The organism is Oceanobacillus sp. FSL K6-3682, assembly GCF_037976165.1.
GTDB classification, from domain to species: domain Bacteria; phylum Bacillota; class Bacilli; order Bacillales; family Amphibacillaceae; genus Oceanobacillus; species Oceanobacillus sojae.
In genome coordinates this window covers 1,356,305-1,373,507 of record NZ_CP150263.1, presented here as the reverse complement: position 1 = coordinate 1,373,507, position 17,203 = coordinate 1,356,305, and the positions used below count along the sequence as shown (strand labels likewise).

Sequence of the window (17,203 nt, the reverse complement as noted above, 5' to 3'; positions counted from 1 at the left end):
AACTATACCAAACGGATGGGTGTTTTTTCATGCAATTTTTTGTGTCAATGTTAGTATTTTAAAGGCGTCAGCAACTACTGCTGGCTGAACTTATCGAACTTTTATAGGTGCGAAAGTTGAGTTAATAATATCTGTAAAGAAAAAGAGGAACACATAGAAATATGCATTCCTCTCTTTATATCCATTAATTTTTTTGTGAAAAATGCTTACACAACAGGAAAAGCAGGCAGCAAATCAACAAAAGATGAAATAGTTTGCCCCGCCTCTTTCTCCGTCACCAAGCAATCATCCAACGAACGAATAATCCCTTCCTTATCCATATCACTGCCAATAAAAACAAGCTCTGTCATTCTGTCCCCGGTCTGTTCATCCCAGCCCTCAAACAAAGATGGATCCTGAACTCTTAACGCTTTCTGTTCCGCTTCGGAATAGCTTGCCAGCCATCTGCCTGCTCCTTCCAGCGTCATCATAGAGCCTGCCTGCGATAAAAATCCTGCTACATCATTTCTTGTAACTAACCAGAAAAAACCTTTTGCCCGAAGGATTTCTTGTGGCCAATTCTCCAGCCACGCCTGAAAGCGTTCTGGATGGAACGGTTTTCTGCTTCGATAGACAAAGGAGCTGATACCATATTCCTCGGTTTCCGGTATATGCTCTTCATTTAATTCTTTGATCCAGCCGGCTCCATGCTTTGCTTCTTCAAAGTCAAACTGACCGGTTTGAAGCACTTCCAATGGATTAACCTGCCCATACGTTGCCGAGATAAATTTTGCTTCCGGATTTAATTTATAGAGTAAACTCTTTAAGGATGTTATATCCTCTTCAGACATCTTGTCTGTCTTATTTAAAACAATCACATTAGCAAATTCAATCTGATCTACCAATAAATCAACAATCCCTCTCTCGTCATCATCAGAAACCTCCATTTGGCGGTCCATCAACAGATCATCTGATTGATAGTCTCTCCAAAATTGATGCCCATCTATCACCGTTACCATCGTATCAAGCTGGAAAAGGGTATTTAAGTTTATTCCTAATTCGTCATCAGCATATACGAAACTTTGGGCAACCGGGATCGGTTCTGATACACCGCTGGATTCAATTAACACATAATCAATGTCGAGCTTAGCCAGTTTTTCAAGCTCAACAATTAAATCCTCTCGCAATGTACAGCAGATACAGCCATTTGTCATCTCCACCATATTTTCTTCTGTTCTGACAAAACCGCCTTCCTTTACCAATTTCGCATCAACGTTAATTTCACTCATATCGTTTACGATAACTGCTATTTTAAGTCCTTGCTCATTTTGGAGCAGATAATTAAGCAAGGATGTTTTCCCTGCTCCTAAAAATCCGCTCAAAACTGTTACTGGAATTTTCTTGCTCATTCTTGCTGCTCCTTTCTTTCGGGATCCATATATACACGGCTTGGGGTTGTACCCTTTTGAAACAAATATTTTCCGCTGTATCCCTCTGTTTCCTGATCCACCTCAGCAATAACCAGCTGACACACACGCATTCCCGCTTGCAGCTTGACAGGTACACGGTTTGCATTAAATAATTCCAGCGTAATTTGTCCGGAAAAGCCGGAATCAATCCAGCCGGCATTTTGAATAAAAACACCGAGTCTGCCGATAGAGCTTCTTCCCTCCACAAAAGCAGTTAAATGACCGGGTAAACCGATGTGCTCCAGAGTAGTTCCCAGCATAAAGGATTGCGGCGGAATAGTTATTGTTTCTTTATCCGTTATCTCTATTTCCTGATAATTTGCCGGCTTATCAATGGATAAATAAGGAGTGGATATATCATCAACGACTAGAAATTCCGTCCCTAGCCGCAAATCAACAGAGGCCGGCTGGATACTTAATTCCTGAAAAGGAGTAATGGACAGCTGGTTGTCATATACATGCTGTTTTATCGTTTGTCCTGATAAAATCATCTATTTAAAGCTCCTTCCCCTTTTAAGATAATTGCCAAGGAAATGGATTTCTGAACCTCGACCAGTCCTCGTTCATTTCTGATTCACTCAACAGGCAGCGCTCTAAATCCTCTGTTATCTGCTCACGATCCAAATCCATTCCGATGAAAACGAGTTTGGTATGGCGGTCTCCAAATTCCGGATCCCACAAATCTCTAACCTCCGGATTATGCTCTAATATTTCTCTTTGTTGGGCTTTTGGCAAGGAATCAACCCAATAGGCTAATGGCTCTACCTCTACAGAAGGACCTGCCTGTGATAATAATAAAGCTAAATCATTATGTGTCGCACACCAGATTACGCCCTTCATCCGGACAATTTCTCTTGGTAAATCCTGATACCAGCTCATGAGTCTTTCCGTATGGAATGGCAATCTGGACCGATATACAAAGGAGCTGATCCCGTATTCTTCTGTTTCCGGCGTGTGATTTTCAACCCCTGCATTTAATTCCTGTAACCAACCTGCCGATTCACTGGCTTCTTCAAAATCAAATAAATTGGTATTAACAATTTCCTTTAAATCAACATTACAATGCTCGGTACGGATAATTTTTGCCTCCGGCTGTAAGGTACGAATGACTTTCTCCAGCTTTTCTAAATCTTCCTCTTTGACTAAATCCGTTTTATTGAGAATAAGTACATTACAGAATTCAATCTGATCAATTAATAAATCAGCAATATTTCGTTCATCAACATCACTGACCGCCTGTTTTCGGTCAAGCAGTGAGTCCCCTGAACCAAAATCATGCCAGAAACGGTTCGCATCGACAACGGTAACCATTGTATCCAGACGGCAGTATTGTGTTAAATCAATCCCCATCGTATCATCAATATAAGAGAAGGTTTGCGCAACCGGAATCGGTTCACTGATGCCAGAGGACTCAATCAGGATATGATCGAACTCTCCCTGTCTTACCAGCTTCTCAACCTCCACTAATAAATCCTCCCGCAAGGTACAGCAAATACAGCCATTGGACATTTCGACCAGCTTCTCTTCCGTACGTGAAAAACCGCCCTGTGTTTGAACCAGTTCACTATCAATGTTGACCTCACTCATGTCATTGACGATAACCGCCACCTTTAACCCTTCCCGGTTATGTAAGACATGGTTTAATAAAGTTGTTTTTCCGGCTCCTAAATAGCCGCTTAATACTGTAACAGGAATCTTTTTCATTTATTCGTCCTCCTCTTTTTAAAATAAGAAATACAATACCCCAACAAGAACTGCTGCACTTACAACACTTGTCAGCATCTGTTTTCCGCCAATGGACAAGGAATTTTTCCAGCCCAGTTCCTTACCAATTGTAAATAACGTGACTAGACAGGCGGAAAGTGTAGATGCCAGGTAAACAAGAATAAAAATCTGACTGAGTGACATATCCATTAATAAGCTGCCCTGTCCCTCATTTAAACCAAGCAGGCCATCTTTTCTGATAAAAGAAAAGATCAATCCCGGAGCTGCCTCTACAGGCAGGGCGAACAAATATAATATCGGTGCGGCAAGCCAACTGAAAACAGATAATACACCTACTGTCTGGAGTACAGATGCAACCAGACAGATAACTAAAAATATCGGCATCGCCTGAAGTAAAAATTGTTTAATTGATCCGGCAACCTTCCAGGCAAACGCCTGCCAATTTATTTTCTGGATATAAGGAAGCGGAGCAATACGGGTCAGTTCATTTGCCTCATCCCGGTTCCAAATTCTTGTGTGAATCGCTCCGACGATAAATAAGATAAATAAATAAGGAATAAATAAAAGTGGAGCATGCGCTGCATTAAAGATAGACAGCGTTGCTCCGATTTGATAACTGCATGCAGAGCCAAATGCAATCAGCGAAACACAAGAAGTACGGGTACAGCTGCTGCAGCCTCGGGTTTGGAAAACAGCGACAACATTGCAGCCGAATCCGGTGATAACAGGAAGTAAATCCCTGCCTGTCAAACCAATTTTACGAAGCCAGGGATCCAGCGCGTTCGTTACATGCTCCTGTATGCCCGTTTCCTCTGTCAAGCTTGTCATGATGCTAATTAGCAAAACAACGGGAAAAGCCCACAGAAACGAATAGGACCCCAAAGTAATTATCCCGTAATCACCTATCAATATATCAGCTAAAAAAGCAGGAGCCTGATTCACCCAAGCAACAATTGGATCGAGCAGATATTGATCTGCGATTGGCTCCAGCCAGCTGACAAATAAAAAGGCACCAAATACCGGCAGAGCAAACATAGCAAAAATAAATAAACAAGCCAGTAATGGTCCTGCTATTGGCAAACGGAATACGGGGATTAATTGGTTAACAGCATAAGGTGTAGCAGGAAGAAAATTAAGAATACTTTTAGAAGCTCCCCACGTTTCTGCCTGTTCGATACATGTAATGACTTCCTCAAGCGCTGCCTTGTCCATTTTTCTGGTATTAATCCAGGCAACAGGCAACTGTAATAATTCTCTGATCCGATTTTGTTCGACTTGAGAAGGCAAATATTTATCCCGATGAGTTGCAACAACTGCAACCCTTTTACCCTTTAAATTCAACTCTGTCTGCAGCTCTATCAATTCTTCCTTCAGATTGGTTGCTTTCACTACTAAAAGAATCGTCTTTTCATTTTGGAAATGATCTAAAGTAAGCTGTGTATTTTGGCTGTCGGTCTCAAATTGAAGCCCGGGCAGGTCTGTTACATGGATATCAGGATTTAACTTGCAAGAGGCTTCTAAAGCAGCTATGGTTGATCCTTTTACATTTCTGGCTACGGCACTTTTTTCACCGGTAAGCTCACGAAACAAACCGGACTTCCCGACCGATTCACAACCTATCAGCAATACTTCTGTTTCACCGGGAGAAGAAACCTCGCTGTAATCTAGCATTGGCACATTTCCCCGCATGACGAAAGATCATCTAAATAAAAGTTTTCCTGTTTATATATATCTAAAATTGATAAATCTAAATTTAAATTCCTACCAATTGTTTCGGCAATGATTGCATAGCGCTGGCGGAATTTATAAATATAACAGAAAATATGACTGTCATGCCGCAATTCCGGACCTGCTAAAAACAGACCAGGTGTCAAAAACGATTCATCCTTCTCATTAACGAGTACTTCATCATGCTTCCCGCGTGTGACTAAGTTTTCAATGAGAGTTGTACTCCCCTTAAAACCTGTTGCCAGGATAGGCTTTTCTGGGGTGAAAAATACTTTTCCATCTATCGTATATACATCATATCCGGAAGCATTCTCTATAATCCCAGTTACTGCTGTATTGCCCACAACAGTTATTAAATTTGCATTAATTAAAGGACGTACCCGATTATAGGTATAGACAGACAAAGCAATACTCGGATCACTGGTATCCTGCTCCCATGTGTTCGTCCTGGCAATGACGGTAGACTTTTTACCAAGCTTACCTAATTGATAGGCAGCATCCATACCGCTTTCATACCCGCCAATAACGATAAAGTCATCTCCGTCTACTTCTTCCCACGATGAAACCAAACTATTATGCATCGCAAGTTCTGCGCCTGGAAAAGGTCTTAAATTGGGATATTGGTATTGACCAGCTGCCCAAACCACATAACGGCTCTGATAAAGACCGGCTGATGTGTCCAGCGAAAATACAGAACCTTTTTTGTTTACATGCTTCACTTGAACACCTTTTTTAATTGGGGCGGTGAAATGCTCGGCTAGTAAATTCAGATACTTTGCATAATCGGCTCCAGTAGGATGCTCCGAATCAAGCGTATAAGCTGGTGAGGTTTTCGGAGCTATCGCATTTAAGTCTGTTTGTCCAAACCCTTGTGCTGGAAAAGAAGGTGTAATAAATCGCATTTCCTTTGGCCAGCTCAAAAAAGAAGCCCCGATATCCTCTTTTTCTAAAACCAGACAGGATGCATTCATTTGCTTCAAGATAGACGCAACACCAATACCTGAAGGGCCAGCCCCTACAATAATGACATCATATATTTTATTCATCGTCGCCCTCCTAAAACGTAATCATTACGGTTATAACCCCGAAAATTAAGCAAGGCAATATTGAAAGCCTTTTTCCAATTCTTCCTGGTCAAGATGCTTTCCAATAAATACAACCTCGCTTTGCCTTTTTTCGCTCTTCTTCCATACATCACCTTCTGTACCTGCAAACAGCATGTGCACTCCTTGAAACACAACTTTTTTATCAAGCTGTTTAATGGAAAGCACACCCTTGTAGCGGTATAGACTTTCTCCTTTTATACGGACTAGGTAGGCAAACCATTTATTCACTTTATCTAAGTCAAGCGGACGGTCTTCCTGGAATACAAAGGATATCACCTGATGATTGTGATGATGGTGATGTGTTTCTTTTAACAGATTAGGATCAATGTTTAATGCATGATCTAAATCAAAGGATTTTTTTCCTATTAAATCTTTGGTTTTGACATTTCCATAAGTCGTATGATACTGCTTTGCATTTGGATTCATTTGCATAAGCTGCTGTTCAAGCTCCCTTTTTTCATCTTCTGAAATCAGGTCTGTCTTGTTTACAAGCAAAACATCAGCAAAAGCAATCTGCTGCGCTGGCTCTTCTTCCTGCAGATGCTGCCCGATATGCTTGCCATCTACCATTGTAATTACACTGTCAATTTCAAAGGAATCTGCAGTCTTTTCATCCATTAGAAAGGTTTGAATAACTGGAGCAGGATTTGCCATGCCTGTTGTCTCAATAACAACGCGGTCCAGCTTTTCTTCCTGTTTCATTAAATTATCTAATAAGTTAATCAAGTCGCCCCGTACATTACAGCAAATACAGCCACTGTTTATTTCAATAATTTCTTCTTTTGTTGATACCACCAAATGACTGTCAATCGAGGTATCTCCAAATTCATTAATAATGACAGCAACCTTTTGATCAGACAGGTCATGTAATAATTTATTTAACAGTGTTGTTTTACCAGCGCCCAGAAAACCGGTTAAAATAGTTACTGGAATGGGTGTCTTTTCTGACAATACTTTTCCTCCTTATGCATCACGTAAGTATGTACATGAAAGAAAATGTATCCTATCGCCAATCATGGACGAAAGCTTCATTTTCCTTCATGCCCTTTATGGTCTTGTATTGTAATAATAATGTGATGACATGAATGATGCCATCCTGTTTCACAATGCCTTTTACCAGCTTGCTTTTTTCACACCGGGTACTTGTCCTTTATGCGCGTAGTCTCTAAAAGCAATACGGGACATGCCGAATTTACGCATATAACCGCGCGGTCTGCCTGTTACTTCACAACGGCTTTTTAAACGTGTCGGTGAAGAATCCCGGGGCAGCTTACGAAGGGCTTCATAATCCCCTTTTTCTTTTAACTCTCTTCTTATTTCAGCATATTGTTCAACCATTTTCTGGCGTTTTTTCTCTTTTGCAATTTTAGACTTTTTAGCCATTCTAAACTTACTCCTTTCGATGTTAACTATTTATTTTCTATTTCTCAACACTTCAAATCGTAACGATTACGAATAAAATTCATTATAAACTATTTTGTTATTCGTGTAAACAGTAATTATTATGATTTACATTTTAATTTAATCCCCTCTCTCTAAAACGTTTAAAAACCCAAATGAGGGCAGTTGATTAATATAACTGCCCTCATTTGGGTTTTTATTTCTAAATAGACCAATAACGATAGTATTTCATTAGTTTCAAAGAGAATTTTACTGTAATACGTCTCTAATATAGCTGTTGCATTCTCTATTGCCTTATAGTCTTGTTCCAAACATTACTAGAATATATTGATTATTCTCTTCATCTAAATAGTAGGTATCGAGATTTTAATATGGTACTTATTAATGATTAAAACTTATAATAATTATAAATTTTTTGTTAAACAAACTATATAAAGGTAATACTAAACAGGATAAAGTTTTAATTATTATCGATTGTGTAGTATAATTAACTATTAAAATATAAATTTTAAAAAATAATAACAAAAGCAATTTTTAAGTGAAGACAGCTTTCATTATTACTTTAAATCAGGAGTGAGGTACTCATGATATGAATATTACACAAAAAACAACAAAGGATAAAATACTTGATTATCTAAAAAAGGAAAAATCTTTAGCAGTCAGCGACTTAACTAAGTTATTAGATATGACACATATGGCTATAAGAAAACACCTTAATATACTAGAACGTGATGGTTTAATTAAAAGCAAAGAAGTGAAACAGCCTATAGGAAGACCTTCGCAAATGTATTCTTTAACAGAAAGAGGAGAGGGTCTTTTCCCTAAAAACTATGAAGGAATCAGTGTTGAATTCCTTTATGATATTAAAGATATTTATGGAGAAGAAGCTATTCGGAATCTTTTTAATAGAAGAGAGCAGCGGTTAACAAATGAATATATAAAAAGAACCCATCAAAAATCAAATCACGATAAAATAAATGAACTCTCTAAAATTCAAACTGAAAAAGGTTATATGACAAATTTATCTCAAATAGGTCAAAACAAATATGAACTTATTGAGTATAATTGTCCGATTTTTGCAGTGGCAAACGATTTTAAAACTGCCTGTACTTGTGAGACACAAATGTTTAAGAACGTATTAGGAACGGATAATGTAAAGAGAGTTTGCTGTAAAAGCGATGGAGATAATTATTGTAAGTTTTTGGTTGATTTTTATAAGACTAATGAATAATTCTTCATTACAGAACCATTTTAAGAAAATATGAGAACTATAAAGGATTGGGCTGTATTATAATACAGAACCAATCCTTTATTTTACTTTATGCATTGTTAATTATTTTGAAATTTGCCTTCTAAAATGCCTTCTGTTTCTTTATAAAAATTACCTTTATTCTTTGGATATCCCAAAAACCAAGGTGCTTAAGATAGTAAATTTTAAATAAAAGAAGTAGTCTTTGTATATTTTTGCATAAAGTCAACATAGTTAACCAGTTCATCGGATAATTTATGTAATCGATCAATCACATTTTGATTTGTTATTATATAATTTGTATAATCTTTTTCTTCGATAAATACATATTTAGGAATCACCCTTGCATGCATGTAGTGAAGAATTGGTTTTACATGTTGTTCTGGAACCAGATAATGCTTAGCGGTACCTGCTGTTGCCAGGAGCCCGACTATTTTATTTTGAAATGCATCCATGGGCAATAAATCGAAAATATTTTTTAGTGTACCTGGGATAGAGGCTTGAAAAACAGGCATTCCAATTAAATACCTATCTGCTTGCATGATTTTTTTCAATACAATATCTGTATCGCCCGTATAATCTTGATACGGACGACCATCACTAAAAACAATATTGTATTCCTTTAAGTCAATAAGCTCTATATCGACTTCTGTATATGCCTTTTGAATATAATATAAAGCTTGTTTAACAGCAATCCTTGTTTTCGAACCAACTGTAGAACCTGAGATACCAATTATTCTCATGGAACAACCTCCTAAATTATCCACTCTGTCGCCAATGTCTTATAAAGTGAAACTTCATTCAGTGGGGTTTTCTTTTCATCCCCCACTGTTTGTTAGTTGAACGAATCGGGCCGTTACTGGCTGTTGGATCTCCCACTTAGAAATAACAATTTTTCTTCATTTCTTGAAGTGGGAGTCTTACAAAAACTCTTCGACGGGCGAGTAATTGCAAATGTTTTTCGGTGGGGCGAGTAATCGCAGTCCCAGCCAGTTACACTGCGATAAAATATATTTTCTCAAGATTTCTTTTTTTTATATTTTTCTTGCCAGTTTTCGCGGTAACTATCCTTGGATTGCAGGAAATAAGGTTCATATGGTGTTGTATCAATATTATTTTCTTGAAGTTTTTTACGAAGATATGTATGATCTCGTTTAGGTGTTGCTAGAATGTAGCCTTCAATTAAAGTAGAACGTGTAATTAATTCTTCCTGTTTTTGAATAGATAATTCTCCAATTTTACTAGCGATTCTCTGTTTGGCAACATCTCTAAAAAGTTCAGGGACAGGGGAGACTAATTCCTCCAACAAGACTTTTTCTGATTGAGTCCATTTATGCAGTGTTAGCTCCATATAATATTCTTCCCAGTCCATAGCAGAACGTCCATCTTCTTTTGGAAGGCATTTTAAAAACTTACGAAACATGAAAAAACCACCGATTGCCATCAACCCTATTAACAAACAACCCCATAATATGATGATAAGTGAAATCATTGTGCACCTCATCCTTCAGCATCCAACTAAAATTACGCACTCGTTTTTTAAAAAGGATATTATAGTTTATTTATCTGTTCACAAAGTAATATTGAATATTTTGTGTAAGTTTTTAACTGCTAGCAAAAAATTCTTCAGCTTCTTCCAAATATTTTTCTTGACTAGGCGTTAAATCATATTCTTCCTCAATTGCAGATACTGGACAAACTGCTTTACATGCTCCGCAATCTATGCAAACATCTGGATCAATATAGAATTGTTTAACGCCTTCTTCTATACAGTCAACAGGGCAGACACTAACACATTCTCCAGATTTTTCACCTCTGCATGGATCAAGAATAACAAAAGCCATTGGTAAAAACCTCCTTATTTGTATGTATTAAATCTAATCTAGTGATTTTATTCTTCTAATTACTCAATCATCATGATATTTTACTTTAAAACATTGCAGTTGAGTGTTTCGGCTGAATTCTTGCTTTTGGATCGATGTAATTTTTAGCATTATTAATCGCTGTCGGCCCTTCACCAAATCCCGTTGCAATCAGTTTGACTTTTCCATCATACGTACAGATATCCCCAGCAGCGTATATTCCCGGAATATTTGTCTCCATTTTAGAATTCACAACGATACTATTTTTTTCAATCTCTAATCCCCAGTTTTTAATTGGTCCGAGACTGGATATGAACCCATAGTTACAGATAACCTCATCGACTTCTAATTCAATCAATTCTTCTTCTTTTATCTTCTGTAAGATAAGCTTTTCAATTTTATTATTTGCTACGATTGCTGTAGGAGCATAAGGGGTGAGTTTTTCTACAGTAGATGCATCTAATTGCTCAACACTATGTTCATGGGCGCGAAATTGGTCGCGACGGTGAATCAATGTCACTTTAGAAGCAACTTTCTCAAGCATTAATGCCCAGTCAACAGCTGAATCTCCACCGCCTAGAATAGCCACATGCTTGTCTTTATATTTATTCATATTCGTCACATAATAATGTAAGTTTGTATTTTCGTAGGCTTCGCTGTCTCCTACATTTAATCTTCTCGGCTGAAATGCACCATTGCCAGCCGTGATAATCATTGTTTTTGTCAGATGCACTTCCCCGGTATTGGATACAAGACGGAAGCTGTCATCTTCTAAACGTTCTATCGTCTCAATAGCCTGTCCAAGCACAATTTCAGAGTCAAATAAATTAGCTTGTTCCTCCAATTGATTGACAAGCTCCTGTGCACGGACTTTTGGAAATCCTGCAACATCATATATATATTTTTCTGGGTAGAGTGCCGTTAATTGTCCCCCAGTATGAGGGAGGCTTTCAATTATTTTAACACTAGCTTGACGCATACCGCCGTAAAAGGCTGTGAATAAGCCAGTGGGTCCAGCTCCAATGATCGTTACATCAAAAACTTTCTCCATACAATACCTCTTTTCTTTACGAAGCTTTTTCTAACTCTAGAATAATACTTCCGTTAGTTCCATTAATTAAAGACGTTCAAAGTGCGAATGAAAAGATTTTTGAAAGAGTAATACATTAAAACCCACTAAATCAATCTGGCGGTATTAATGATTCTCAGATTTTCCTGTGTAGTTTAGTACAATAATGATCTATTCAGTTCAGTATTTCTTATATATTATGTAATCATTTTCCTGAAAATTGAATTACTGAATAAAAATAGTGGCTCTTCACCAAAAATATTATTTAAATTTACAAGTACCTTATTATACTTTTTATACCATGAAGTATAATAATAGTGAATTATAAAGTCAAGACACATGCCTGAATGTATCTTAAAAATTATTTTTTTGGGTCCTATTTTCTAATGCTTGCATTGAAGTTTTTTATACTTAAAGGTTGAAAAAGTATGTAAAATCATATAAACTGAAAATTATTAATAAATATTTAGGAGGAGTTACATATGACAAAATTTGAATTACCAGAATTACCTTATGCATACGATGCATTAGAACCAACTATCGATAAAGAAACAATGAATATTCACCATACGAAGCATCACAACACCTACGTTACAAAATTAAATGATGCACTAGACGGACATGAAGATCTGCAAAATAAATCCGTAGAAGAGCTTGTCAGCGATTTAAACGCGGTTCCTGAAGACATCCGCACAGCAGTGCGCAACAATGGCGGTGGACATGCTAACCATAGCTTTTTCTGGAAGACACTGTCACCAAATGGCGGCGGAGAACCTGCAGGAGAGCTGGCTGATAAAATCAACAGCAAATTCGGTTCTTTAGACAAATTTAAAGAAGAATTTGCAGCTGCAGCAGCAGGACGCTTTGGTTCTGGCTGGGCCTGGCTGGTATTAAATAATGGCGAGCTTGAAATCACAAGCACACCAAACCAGGATTCACCATTAACAGAAGGCAAAACACCATTATTAGGATTGGATGTATGGGAGCATGCATACTATCTTAAATATCAAAATAAACGCCCGGAATACATTTCAGCATTCTGGAATGTAGTAAACTGGGATCAAGTAGCTAATCATTACGAAGCTGCAAAATAAATGATAAATCACTTCAGAGTAGTTTATCCCAAATTGTGATTCAATGAAAATGCACCTCGCAGGTTGGTGGTTGGAAGTTATCTAGATTATCTAGAAACTGACATCTCACCGTATTTTGCTAAGGTGCATCTTTATTCTTATTAGAAATACAGAGACTTTTCACTTTTTCTTTTAATTAATCACAAAGTTAAAGTCCTGCTAAATTGTTTATCTCATTAAAGAAAGACTCATTGGAGACAGTTCTAATAATTTTATAAACCGTGATGTGAATTAATCACATCACGGTTTACTATAATTTCTAATACAGTCTTTTTATCTTAAATTTATACAATAGATAGTATAATAACAGTTTCTTATCCCTCCCTACTATCACCATCAGAATCCTCTGCTTCTTCATCATGCTCTTCCTTTATGTCAAAATAAGAATCTAAAATACGCTCTCCAGCCTTTAAATTAATTTGGTTTCCTTCTCCAATTCCAACATGTGGCACCACCACAGCAAAAGCAACCTCTGGATCATCAAATGGAGCATAACCGACCAGTGTTAAATTATTAAGGTCAAACCGTTCTCCATCAACGAATTCATATGATTGCGCTGTACCTGTCTTCCCTGCCGGATCATAGGATTTATTTTGAAAATAGTCCTTTCCGGTTCCCTGTGAGCCTTGATAGGAGAGGCGAAATCCTTCCTGCACACGGCTGATTTCATCATTTATCATATCAATTCGGTTCATCGTCGTTGTACTGGACGAATAATACAATGGACCAAGCTCATCCATAGAATCGATTGGTTCACGCGCTTCCTTTAGGAAATGAGGCTGAACACGATAGCCGTCATTGGCAATAGTTGATACATATTGGGCAAGCTGCAAGGTCGTATATGTATCATACTGACCGATGGCAAAATCAAGAAGATTCCCTGGATTATCTGGTACTTGTCCTCTTAATCCAGTGCTTTCACGTGGATAATCCACTCCTGTTGTCGATCCTAGTCCAAATTGATTAAAATAATTTTGCAGTGTTTGTAACGTTTCTCCCATGTTTATGTCTAAATTAGCATTTTGCGGCATTGGATGACGATAGTCCCCTCCCAAGCGCAAAGTTACATAGAACATATAAACGTTCGAGGACCTTTCCAGCGCTGTTAAATCATTTACCGTTCCCATATCTTGCACAGATCTTTTTATTTCCGTCCCCGCCAGCTTCATTGGTGCATCATGGAAGGTCTCCCCAGGAGAAATAACACCCGAATCATATCCAGCCAGAATCGTTGCCCCTTTAATACTGGAACCTGGTTCATGTGCATTAGTCAACGTCGTAAGTCCGGCATTATTATTATATTCATCATTCTTGGTATCATATTCTACTCCGGAAATAGCTAACAATTCTCCTGTTTGTGGGTTCATGACAACTGCATAGGCATTTGTTGCAAATCGATTCTCATAAGAATTACTTGATTTCATCGACTGAAATTCATCTAATAAAATATCATCTACTTCCTGCTGGAATTCTAAATCTGTGGTTAATACTAAATCTTTTCCCCTTTCTCCTTCAACAATCGTCTCTGAGCCAATAATGGAACCATTCTGGCTTGTTGTATATTGAATTTGTTCTTTACGTCCTCTCAAGAAGTCTTCATATTCTTCTTCCAGTCCACTTCTGCCAACACGATCATTTCGGCTGTATCCCGTCGTTAAATAGGCATCCATATCCTCTGCCGGAATTCCTTCTTCCTGACTTGAAATATTCCCCAGAATACTGGTTAATGTTTCTCCATTTGGATAGACACGATCCCAATCGGTAGAAGCATTGATTCCTGGCAGCTGATCCAGATTTTCCGCCACAGCTGCATATTCTTCTGCTGTGACATCTTCATTTTTTACAACCTGAGGCGTAAGTGCATAGGCTTTATCCAACTCCTTTTTTATCGCAATAATTTCTAATTCATCTTCGGAAAAATCAGCAATCTCTTCATCGGTAATTAATTCAAGGGTTGCATCATAGACTTCCCCATTCTCCATCTCCTCTGTGTCTATTGCCTCTAATCGTTCTTCTATTTCTTCTTCATGAAGCAATAAATAATATTCGCGCCTGTCTCTTTCTGTTATCCGGTCCATTGTTTGTTTATCCCGCATATCAATATATTGCGCTAAGGTTTCCGCTACTTCCAAACGACCCTCTGCCTGCACATCATTCGAAGGCGTGTACGTAATGGAATACATTGCTTCATTATCCACAATCAATTCGCCATTGGTATCATAGATTTTCCCACGGGGTACAGGGATATCGACCGTATCTAAATTTGTCCTTTCAATTTCTTCCTGATAAGAATCCCCATTTAAAATTTGTACAACTCCCAACTGAAAGATCAATGCAGAAAATAGGATGAAGATGACAAAGAAAAGGATATTCATACGTGTCATAAGCGGGGCACGTTTCTTCTTGTTTTTCTTATTTACCACTTTTTACCTCCTTCGTGCTGTATGAAGCTTTCTTTAAATGCTTAAATTAGCTGACATTGATTATTCCTGCCTTAATTAGTAAAGCTTACTATATATAGCCCCCTCCAGGTCAACATATAAAGCAGAAAAATCTTATAGAAAATAAATTTCTCAACTATATAAATCAACTTATTTTATATGATTATTGACTATATTACATGTCATTTAAAACACGAAAGGAGGTACTATTTTTCATCTGCCCAATACGTAAAAAGCGGACCAGTTCTTCCAAACAATGGATCATTATCCGGCAAAGGTACTTTTTTGATATTTTCCAAGTTTTCAGGTCTTTCATTTTTCTTCCCATAGTAAAAATCATAGCTTTGTCCATTTGGATATGCACCAATAACAGAAAAATCCGTACTGCTTTCGATTAACTTATGTCCAAAACCTGCCGGAAGTATAATTGTATCCCCTTGTTCAATTTGAACTCGCTCTCCCTGCTCTCCGCCAAGTTGTACCTGAGCTGCTCCATTAACTACGATAAGCACTTCATGGGAGTTGCTGTGATAATGATGATAAGGTGCAATACCTCCACGCCATTGGCCAAGCCAGTTGTTTTCTGCTAAAACATCTTTAGGGTTGTCAGCGGAAGTTATGACATTTTTATATAACAGCAAAGGGTATGTTGGATGATTGGGAATTGATCCATTATCTTGAAATATGAAGGTTTTAATCGTAATTTTTGCTGGCTGTTTCATTATTTTCCCTCCTTAAAATTAATATATTTAACCTATTCCACAAGGAGAAAAAAACAAACCATATATAGACTCTTACATGATATTTCCCGATTCGCCAAATTATAACGAACTTAATTTACTGCACAATTTGCACCTTCCAGAAATTTTTACTTTCTTCATCTGCTTCATTTTTATGTTTTTGAATAACAATTACTCTTTTCCAGCTACTCTAATTCTGAAAGTAAAATTCTATAAAGCTTGTCATCATTATTATCTGGAGTGCCTCTCCCATCTCCATTATTACTTACAAAATATAGATAGTTATCATCAATCCGCACATCCCGGATTCTTCCAAGATCACTTATAACCTCATGATGCTCTCCACTCTCCATATCAAATTCTAAAACAGCCGATCCTCTTAACGCGGCAACATATAGTTTACCTTCATCATACGCCATACCTGATGGAGCCCATGTTTCTTCGTTCCCAGAAGTGTATAAAGGGGAAATCATTCCTTCCTGCTCTTCTTCTCCTTCAATAACCGGCCATCCGTAATTTTCACCCGCTTCAATGATGTTCACTTCATCATTTGCATTATCTCCATGCTCACTGGCATACATCGTTCCATCATCAGCCCAGGTAACTCCTTGAGGATTACGATGCCCATAGCTATAGACGTAGGAGTCTGGAGATGGATTATCCACTGGTATCGATCCATCTAAGTTCATCCTTAAAATTTTACCGCCTAATGAATCAAGGTCTTGTGCTATTTCACGCTCAGATGCGTCTCCTGCTGTAGCATAGAGCAATTTGTCCGGGCCAATCTTCAGTCTTCCTCCATGATGATAGGTACCGCTGGGGATTTGGTCCAGAAGTAAATCATCCTCTCTCCACACGTCATCTTCCAATTGAAGTGTTACAATACGATTAAATTGTCCATCACTATTTTCATACGTATAGTAAGCATAAGCCTGGTTTGATTCAGAAAAATCAGGAGCCAGTACAAAACCAAGTAATCCTGCTTCTGAAGCTGTTGATACTTCATGTTCAAGCTCTACATCCTGCCGTTCTGCTTCCCCATTTTCTATTCTGACAATACTTCCCGTTCTTTCAGTTACATAAAAGGTATCTTCTATCTGCTCAATCGACCATGGAACATCCAAATTTTCCGCAATAACTTCTAATCCTTCTATAGACAGATTTAGCTCTTCCTGTGAATCACCTGCATTATCAGATGTATTTTCATTGCTGCCCGGAGAAGGCTGTTCATCATTCGGAGAGCAGCCAATCAGGAAAAGCAGACCAATTAGATGTCCAGATAAAATTTTCTTCATTCACAT

The 17,203-nt window shown here is 37.9% G+C and carries 16 protein-coding genes; 2 read left to right on the top strand and 14 right to left on the bottom strand.

Annotation, left to right across the window (positions count from 1 at the left end; all coding sequences use genetic code 11):
* Positions 1-206: 206 nt before the first annotated feature.
* The 7 genes from MHH51_RS07020 to rpsN form a co-directional block, all read right to left on the bottom strand.
* The gene (locus tag MHH51_RS07020) at positions 207-1,388 is read right to left on the bottom strand and encodes a GTP-binding protein (protein ID WP_339285225.1); all 1,182 of its coding nucleotides are present in this window, start codon (positions 1,386-1,388) and stop codon (positions 207-209) included.
* Positions 1,385-1,939 carry a dCTP deaminase gene (gene dcd / locus MHH51_RS07015; RefSeq protein WP_339285223.1) on the bottom strand — a complete coding sequence of 185 codons (555 nt, stop codon included), beginning with the start codon at positions 1,937-1,939 and terminating at the stop codon, positions 1,385-1,387. Before dcd ends, MHH51_RS07020 begins: the two co-directional genes overlap by 4 nt.
* A gap of 22 nt (positions 1,940-1,961) precedes the next feature.
* Positions 1,962-3,152 (bottom strand): GTP-binding protein, encoded by a 1,191-nt coding sequence (locus tag MHH51_RS07010; protein ID WP_339285222.1) that lies wholly within the window; start codon positions 3,150-3,152, stop codon positions 1,962-1,964.
* Between the two features lie 18 nt (positions 3,153-3,170).
* Positions 3,171-4,844, bottom strand: coding sequence for a nucleoside recognition domain-containing protein (locus MHH51_RS07005; protein WP_339285220.1), 1,674 nt, complete (start codon positions 4,842-4,844; stop codon positions 3,171-3,173).
* Positions 4,838-5,947 (bottom strand): NAD(P)/FAD-dependent oxidoreductase, encoded by a 1,110-nt coding sequence (locus tag MHH51_RS07000; RefSeq protein ID WP_339285219.1) that lies wholly within the window; start codon positions 5,945-5,947, stop codon positions 4,838-4,840. Before MHH51_RS07000 ends, MHH51_RS07005 begins: the two co-directional genes overlap by 7 nt.
* 45 nt (positions 5,948-5,992) lie before the next feature.
* Positions 5,993-6,958 carry a GTP-binding protein gene (locus tag MHH51_RS06995; RefSeq protein ID WP_339285217.1) on the bottom strand — a complete coding sequence of 322 codons (966 nt, stop codon included), beginning with the start codon at positions 6,956-6,958 and terminating at the stop codon, positions 5,993-5,995.
* Positions 6,959-7,120: 162 nt separating this feature from the next.
* Complete coding sequence (gene rpsN / locus MHH51_RS06990; protein WP_147209928.1) at positions 7,121-7,390, bottom strand: 30S ribosomal protein S14; 270 nt, start codon at positions 7,388-7,390, stop codon at positions 7,121-7,123.
* Between the two features lie 607 nt (positions 7,391-7,997).
* Between rpsN and MHH51_RS06985 the strand changes: the two genes are divergently transcribed.
* Positions 7,998-8,639: a metalloregulator ArsR/SmtB family transcription factor gene (locus tag MHH51_RS06985; protein WP_339285216.1), complete on the top strand. Its 642-nt coding sequence runs from the start codon at positions 7,998-8,000 to the stop codon at positions 8,637-8,639.
* A gap of 203 nt (positions 8,640-8,842) precedes the next feature.
* On the opposite strand, the gene MHH51_RS06980 is transcribed toward MHH51_RS06985, so the two are convergent.
* The 4 genes from MHH51_RS06980 to MHH51_RS06965 form a co-directional block, all read right to left on the bottom strand.
* Entirely contained in the window at positions 8,843-9,400 is a 558-nt protein-coding gene (locus MHH51_RS06980; RefSeq protein ID WP_339285214.1) for an NAD(P)H-dependent oxidoreductase, read from the bottom strand.
* Positions 9,401-9,675: 275 nt separating this feature from the next.
* Positions 9,676-10,149: a DUF2621 family protein gene (locus tag MHH51_RS06975; RefSeq protein WP_339285212.1), complete on the bottom strand. Its 474-nt coding sequence runs from the start codon at positions 10,147-10,149 to the stop codon at positions 9,676-9,678.
* A gap of 112 nt (positions 10,150-10,261) precedes the next feature.
* Positions 10,262-10,501, bottom strand: a complete 240-nt coding sequence (locus tag MHH51_RS06970; protein WP_147209932.1) for a 4Fe-4S binding protein — start codon at positions 10,499-10,501, stop codon at positions 10,262-10,264.
* 85 nt (positions 10,502-10,586) lie between these two features.
* Positions 10,587-11,570, bottom strand: a complete 984-nt coding sequence (locus MHH51_RS06965) for an NAD(P)/FAD-dependent oxidoreductase (RefSeq protein WP_156987446.1) — start codon at positions 11,568-11,570, stop codon at positions 10,587-10,589.
* Positions 11,571-12,070: 500 nt separating this feature from the next.
* On the opposite strand from MHH51_RS06965, the gene sodA reads away from it, so the two are divergent.
* The gene (gene sodA / locus MHH51_RS06960) at positions 12,071-12,682 is read left to right on the top strand and encodes a superoxide dismutase SodA (RefSeq protein WP_339285210.1); all 612 of its coding nucleotides are present in this window, start codon (positions 12,071-12,073) and stop codon (positions 12,680-12,682) included.
* Between the two features lie 353 nt (positions 12,683-13,035).
* Here sodA and MHH51_RS06955 read toward each other — a convergent pair whose 3' ends face one another.
* The 3 genes from MHH51_RS06955 to MHH51_RS06945 form a co-directional block, all read right to left on the bottom strand.
* A complete protein-coding gene (locus MHH51_RS06955) occupies positions 13,036-15,144 on the bottom strand; it encodes a penicillin-binding protein 2 (protein ID WP_339285209.1) in 2,109 nt (702 codons plus the stop codon).
* Between the two features lie 224 nt (positions 15,145-15,368).
* Complete coding sequence (locus tag MHH51_RS06950) at positions 15,369-15,884, bottom strand: cupin domain-containing protein (RefSeq protein WP_339285207.1); 516 nt, start codon at positions 15,882-15,884, stop codon at positions 15,369-15,371.
* A 203-nt stretch (positions 15,885-16,087) separates the two neighbouring features.
* Positions 16,088-17,197 carry a sorbosone dehydrogenase family protein gene (locus MHH51_RS06945; RefSeq protein WP_339285205.1) on the bottom strand — a complete coding sequence of 370 codons (1,110 nt, stop codon included), beginning with the start codon at positions 17,195-17,197 and terminating at the stop codon, positions 16,088-16,090.
* Positions 17,198-17,203 lie beyond the last annotated feature (6 nt).

What these genes read in the sequence shown, in the direction of transcription:
- MHH51_RS07000 (WP_339285219.1), bottom strand. Translation starts at nt 5,947, where the DNA reads ATGAATAAAATATATGATGTCATTATTGTAGGGGCTGGCCCTTCAGGT.
- rpsN (WP_147209928.1), bottom strand. Translation starts at nt 7,390, where the DNA reads ATGGCTAAAAAGTCTAAAATTGCAAAAGAGAAAAAACGCCAGAAAATG.
- MHH51_RS06985 (WP_339285216.1), top strand. Translation starts at nt 7,998, where the DNA reads ATGAATATTACACAAAAAACAACAAAGGATAAAATACTTGATTATCTA.
- sodA (WP_339285210.1), top strand. Translation starts at nt 12,071, where the DNA reads ATGACAAAATTTGAATTACCAGAATTACCTTATGCATACGATGCATTA.
- dcd (WP_339285223.1), bottom strand. Translation starts at nt 1,939, where the DNA reads ATGATTTTATCAGGACAAACGATAAAACAGCATGTATATGACAACCAG.
- MHH51_RS06950 (WP_339285207.1), bottom strand. Translation starts at nt 15,884, where the DNA reads ATGAAACAGCCAGCAAAAATTACGATTAAAACCTTCATATTTCAAGAT.
- MHH51_RS06970 (WP_147209932.1), bottom strand. Translation starts at nt 10,501, where the DNA reads ATGGCTTTTGTTATTCTTGATCCATGCAGAGGTGAAAAATCTGGAGAA.
- MHH51_RS06980 (WP_339285214.1), bottom strand. Translation starts at nt 9,400, where the DNA reads ATGAGAATAATTGGTATCTCAGGTTCTACAGTTGGTTCGAAAACAAGG.
- MHH51_RS07005 (WP_339285220.1), bottom strand. Translation starts at nt 4,844, where the DNA reads ATGCTAGATTACAGCGAGGTTTCTTCTCCCGGTGAAACAGAAGTATTG.
- MHH51_RS06975 (WP_339285212.1), bottom strand. Translation starts at nt 10,149, where the DNA reads ATGATTTCACTTATCATCATATTATGGGGTTGTTTGTTAATAGGGTTG.
- MHH51_RS06945 (WP_339285205.1), bottom strand. Translation starts at nt 17,197, where the DNA reads ATGAAGAAAATTTTATCTGGACATCTAATTGGTCTGCTTTTCCTGATT.
- MHH51_RS07010 (WP_339285222.1), bottom strand. Translation starts at nt 3,152, where the DNA reads ATGAAAAAGATTCCTGTTACAGTATTAAGCGGCTATTTAGGAGCCGGA.
- MHH51_RS06965 (WP_156987446.1), bottom strand. Translation starts at nt 11,570, where the DNA reads ATGGAGAAAGTTTTTGATGTAACGATCATTGGAGCTGGACCCACTGGC.
- MHH51_RS07020 (WP_339285225.1), bottom strand. Translation starts at nt 1,388, where the DNA reads ATGAGCAAGAAAATTCCAGTAACAGTTTTGAGCGGATTTTTAGGAGCA.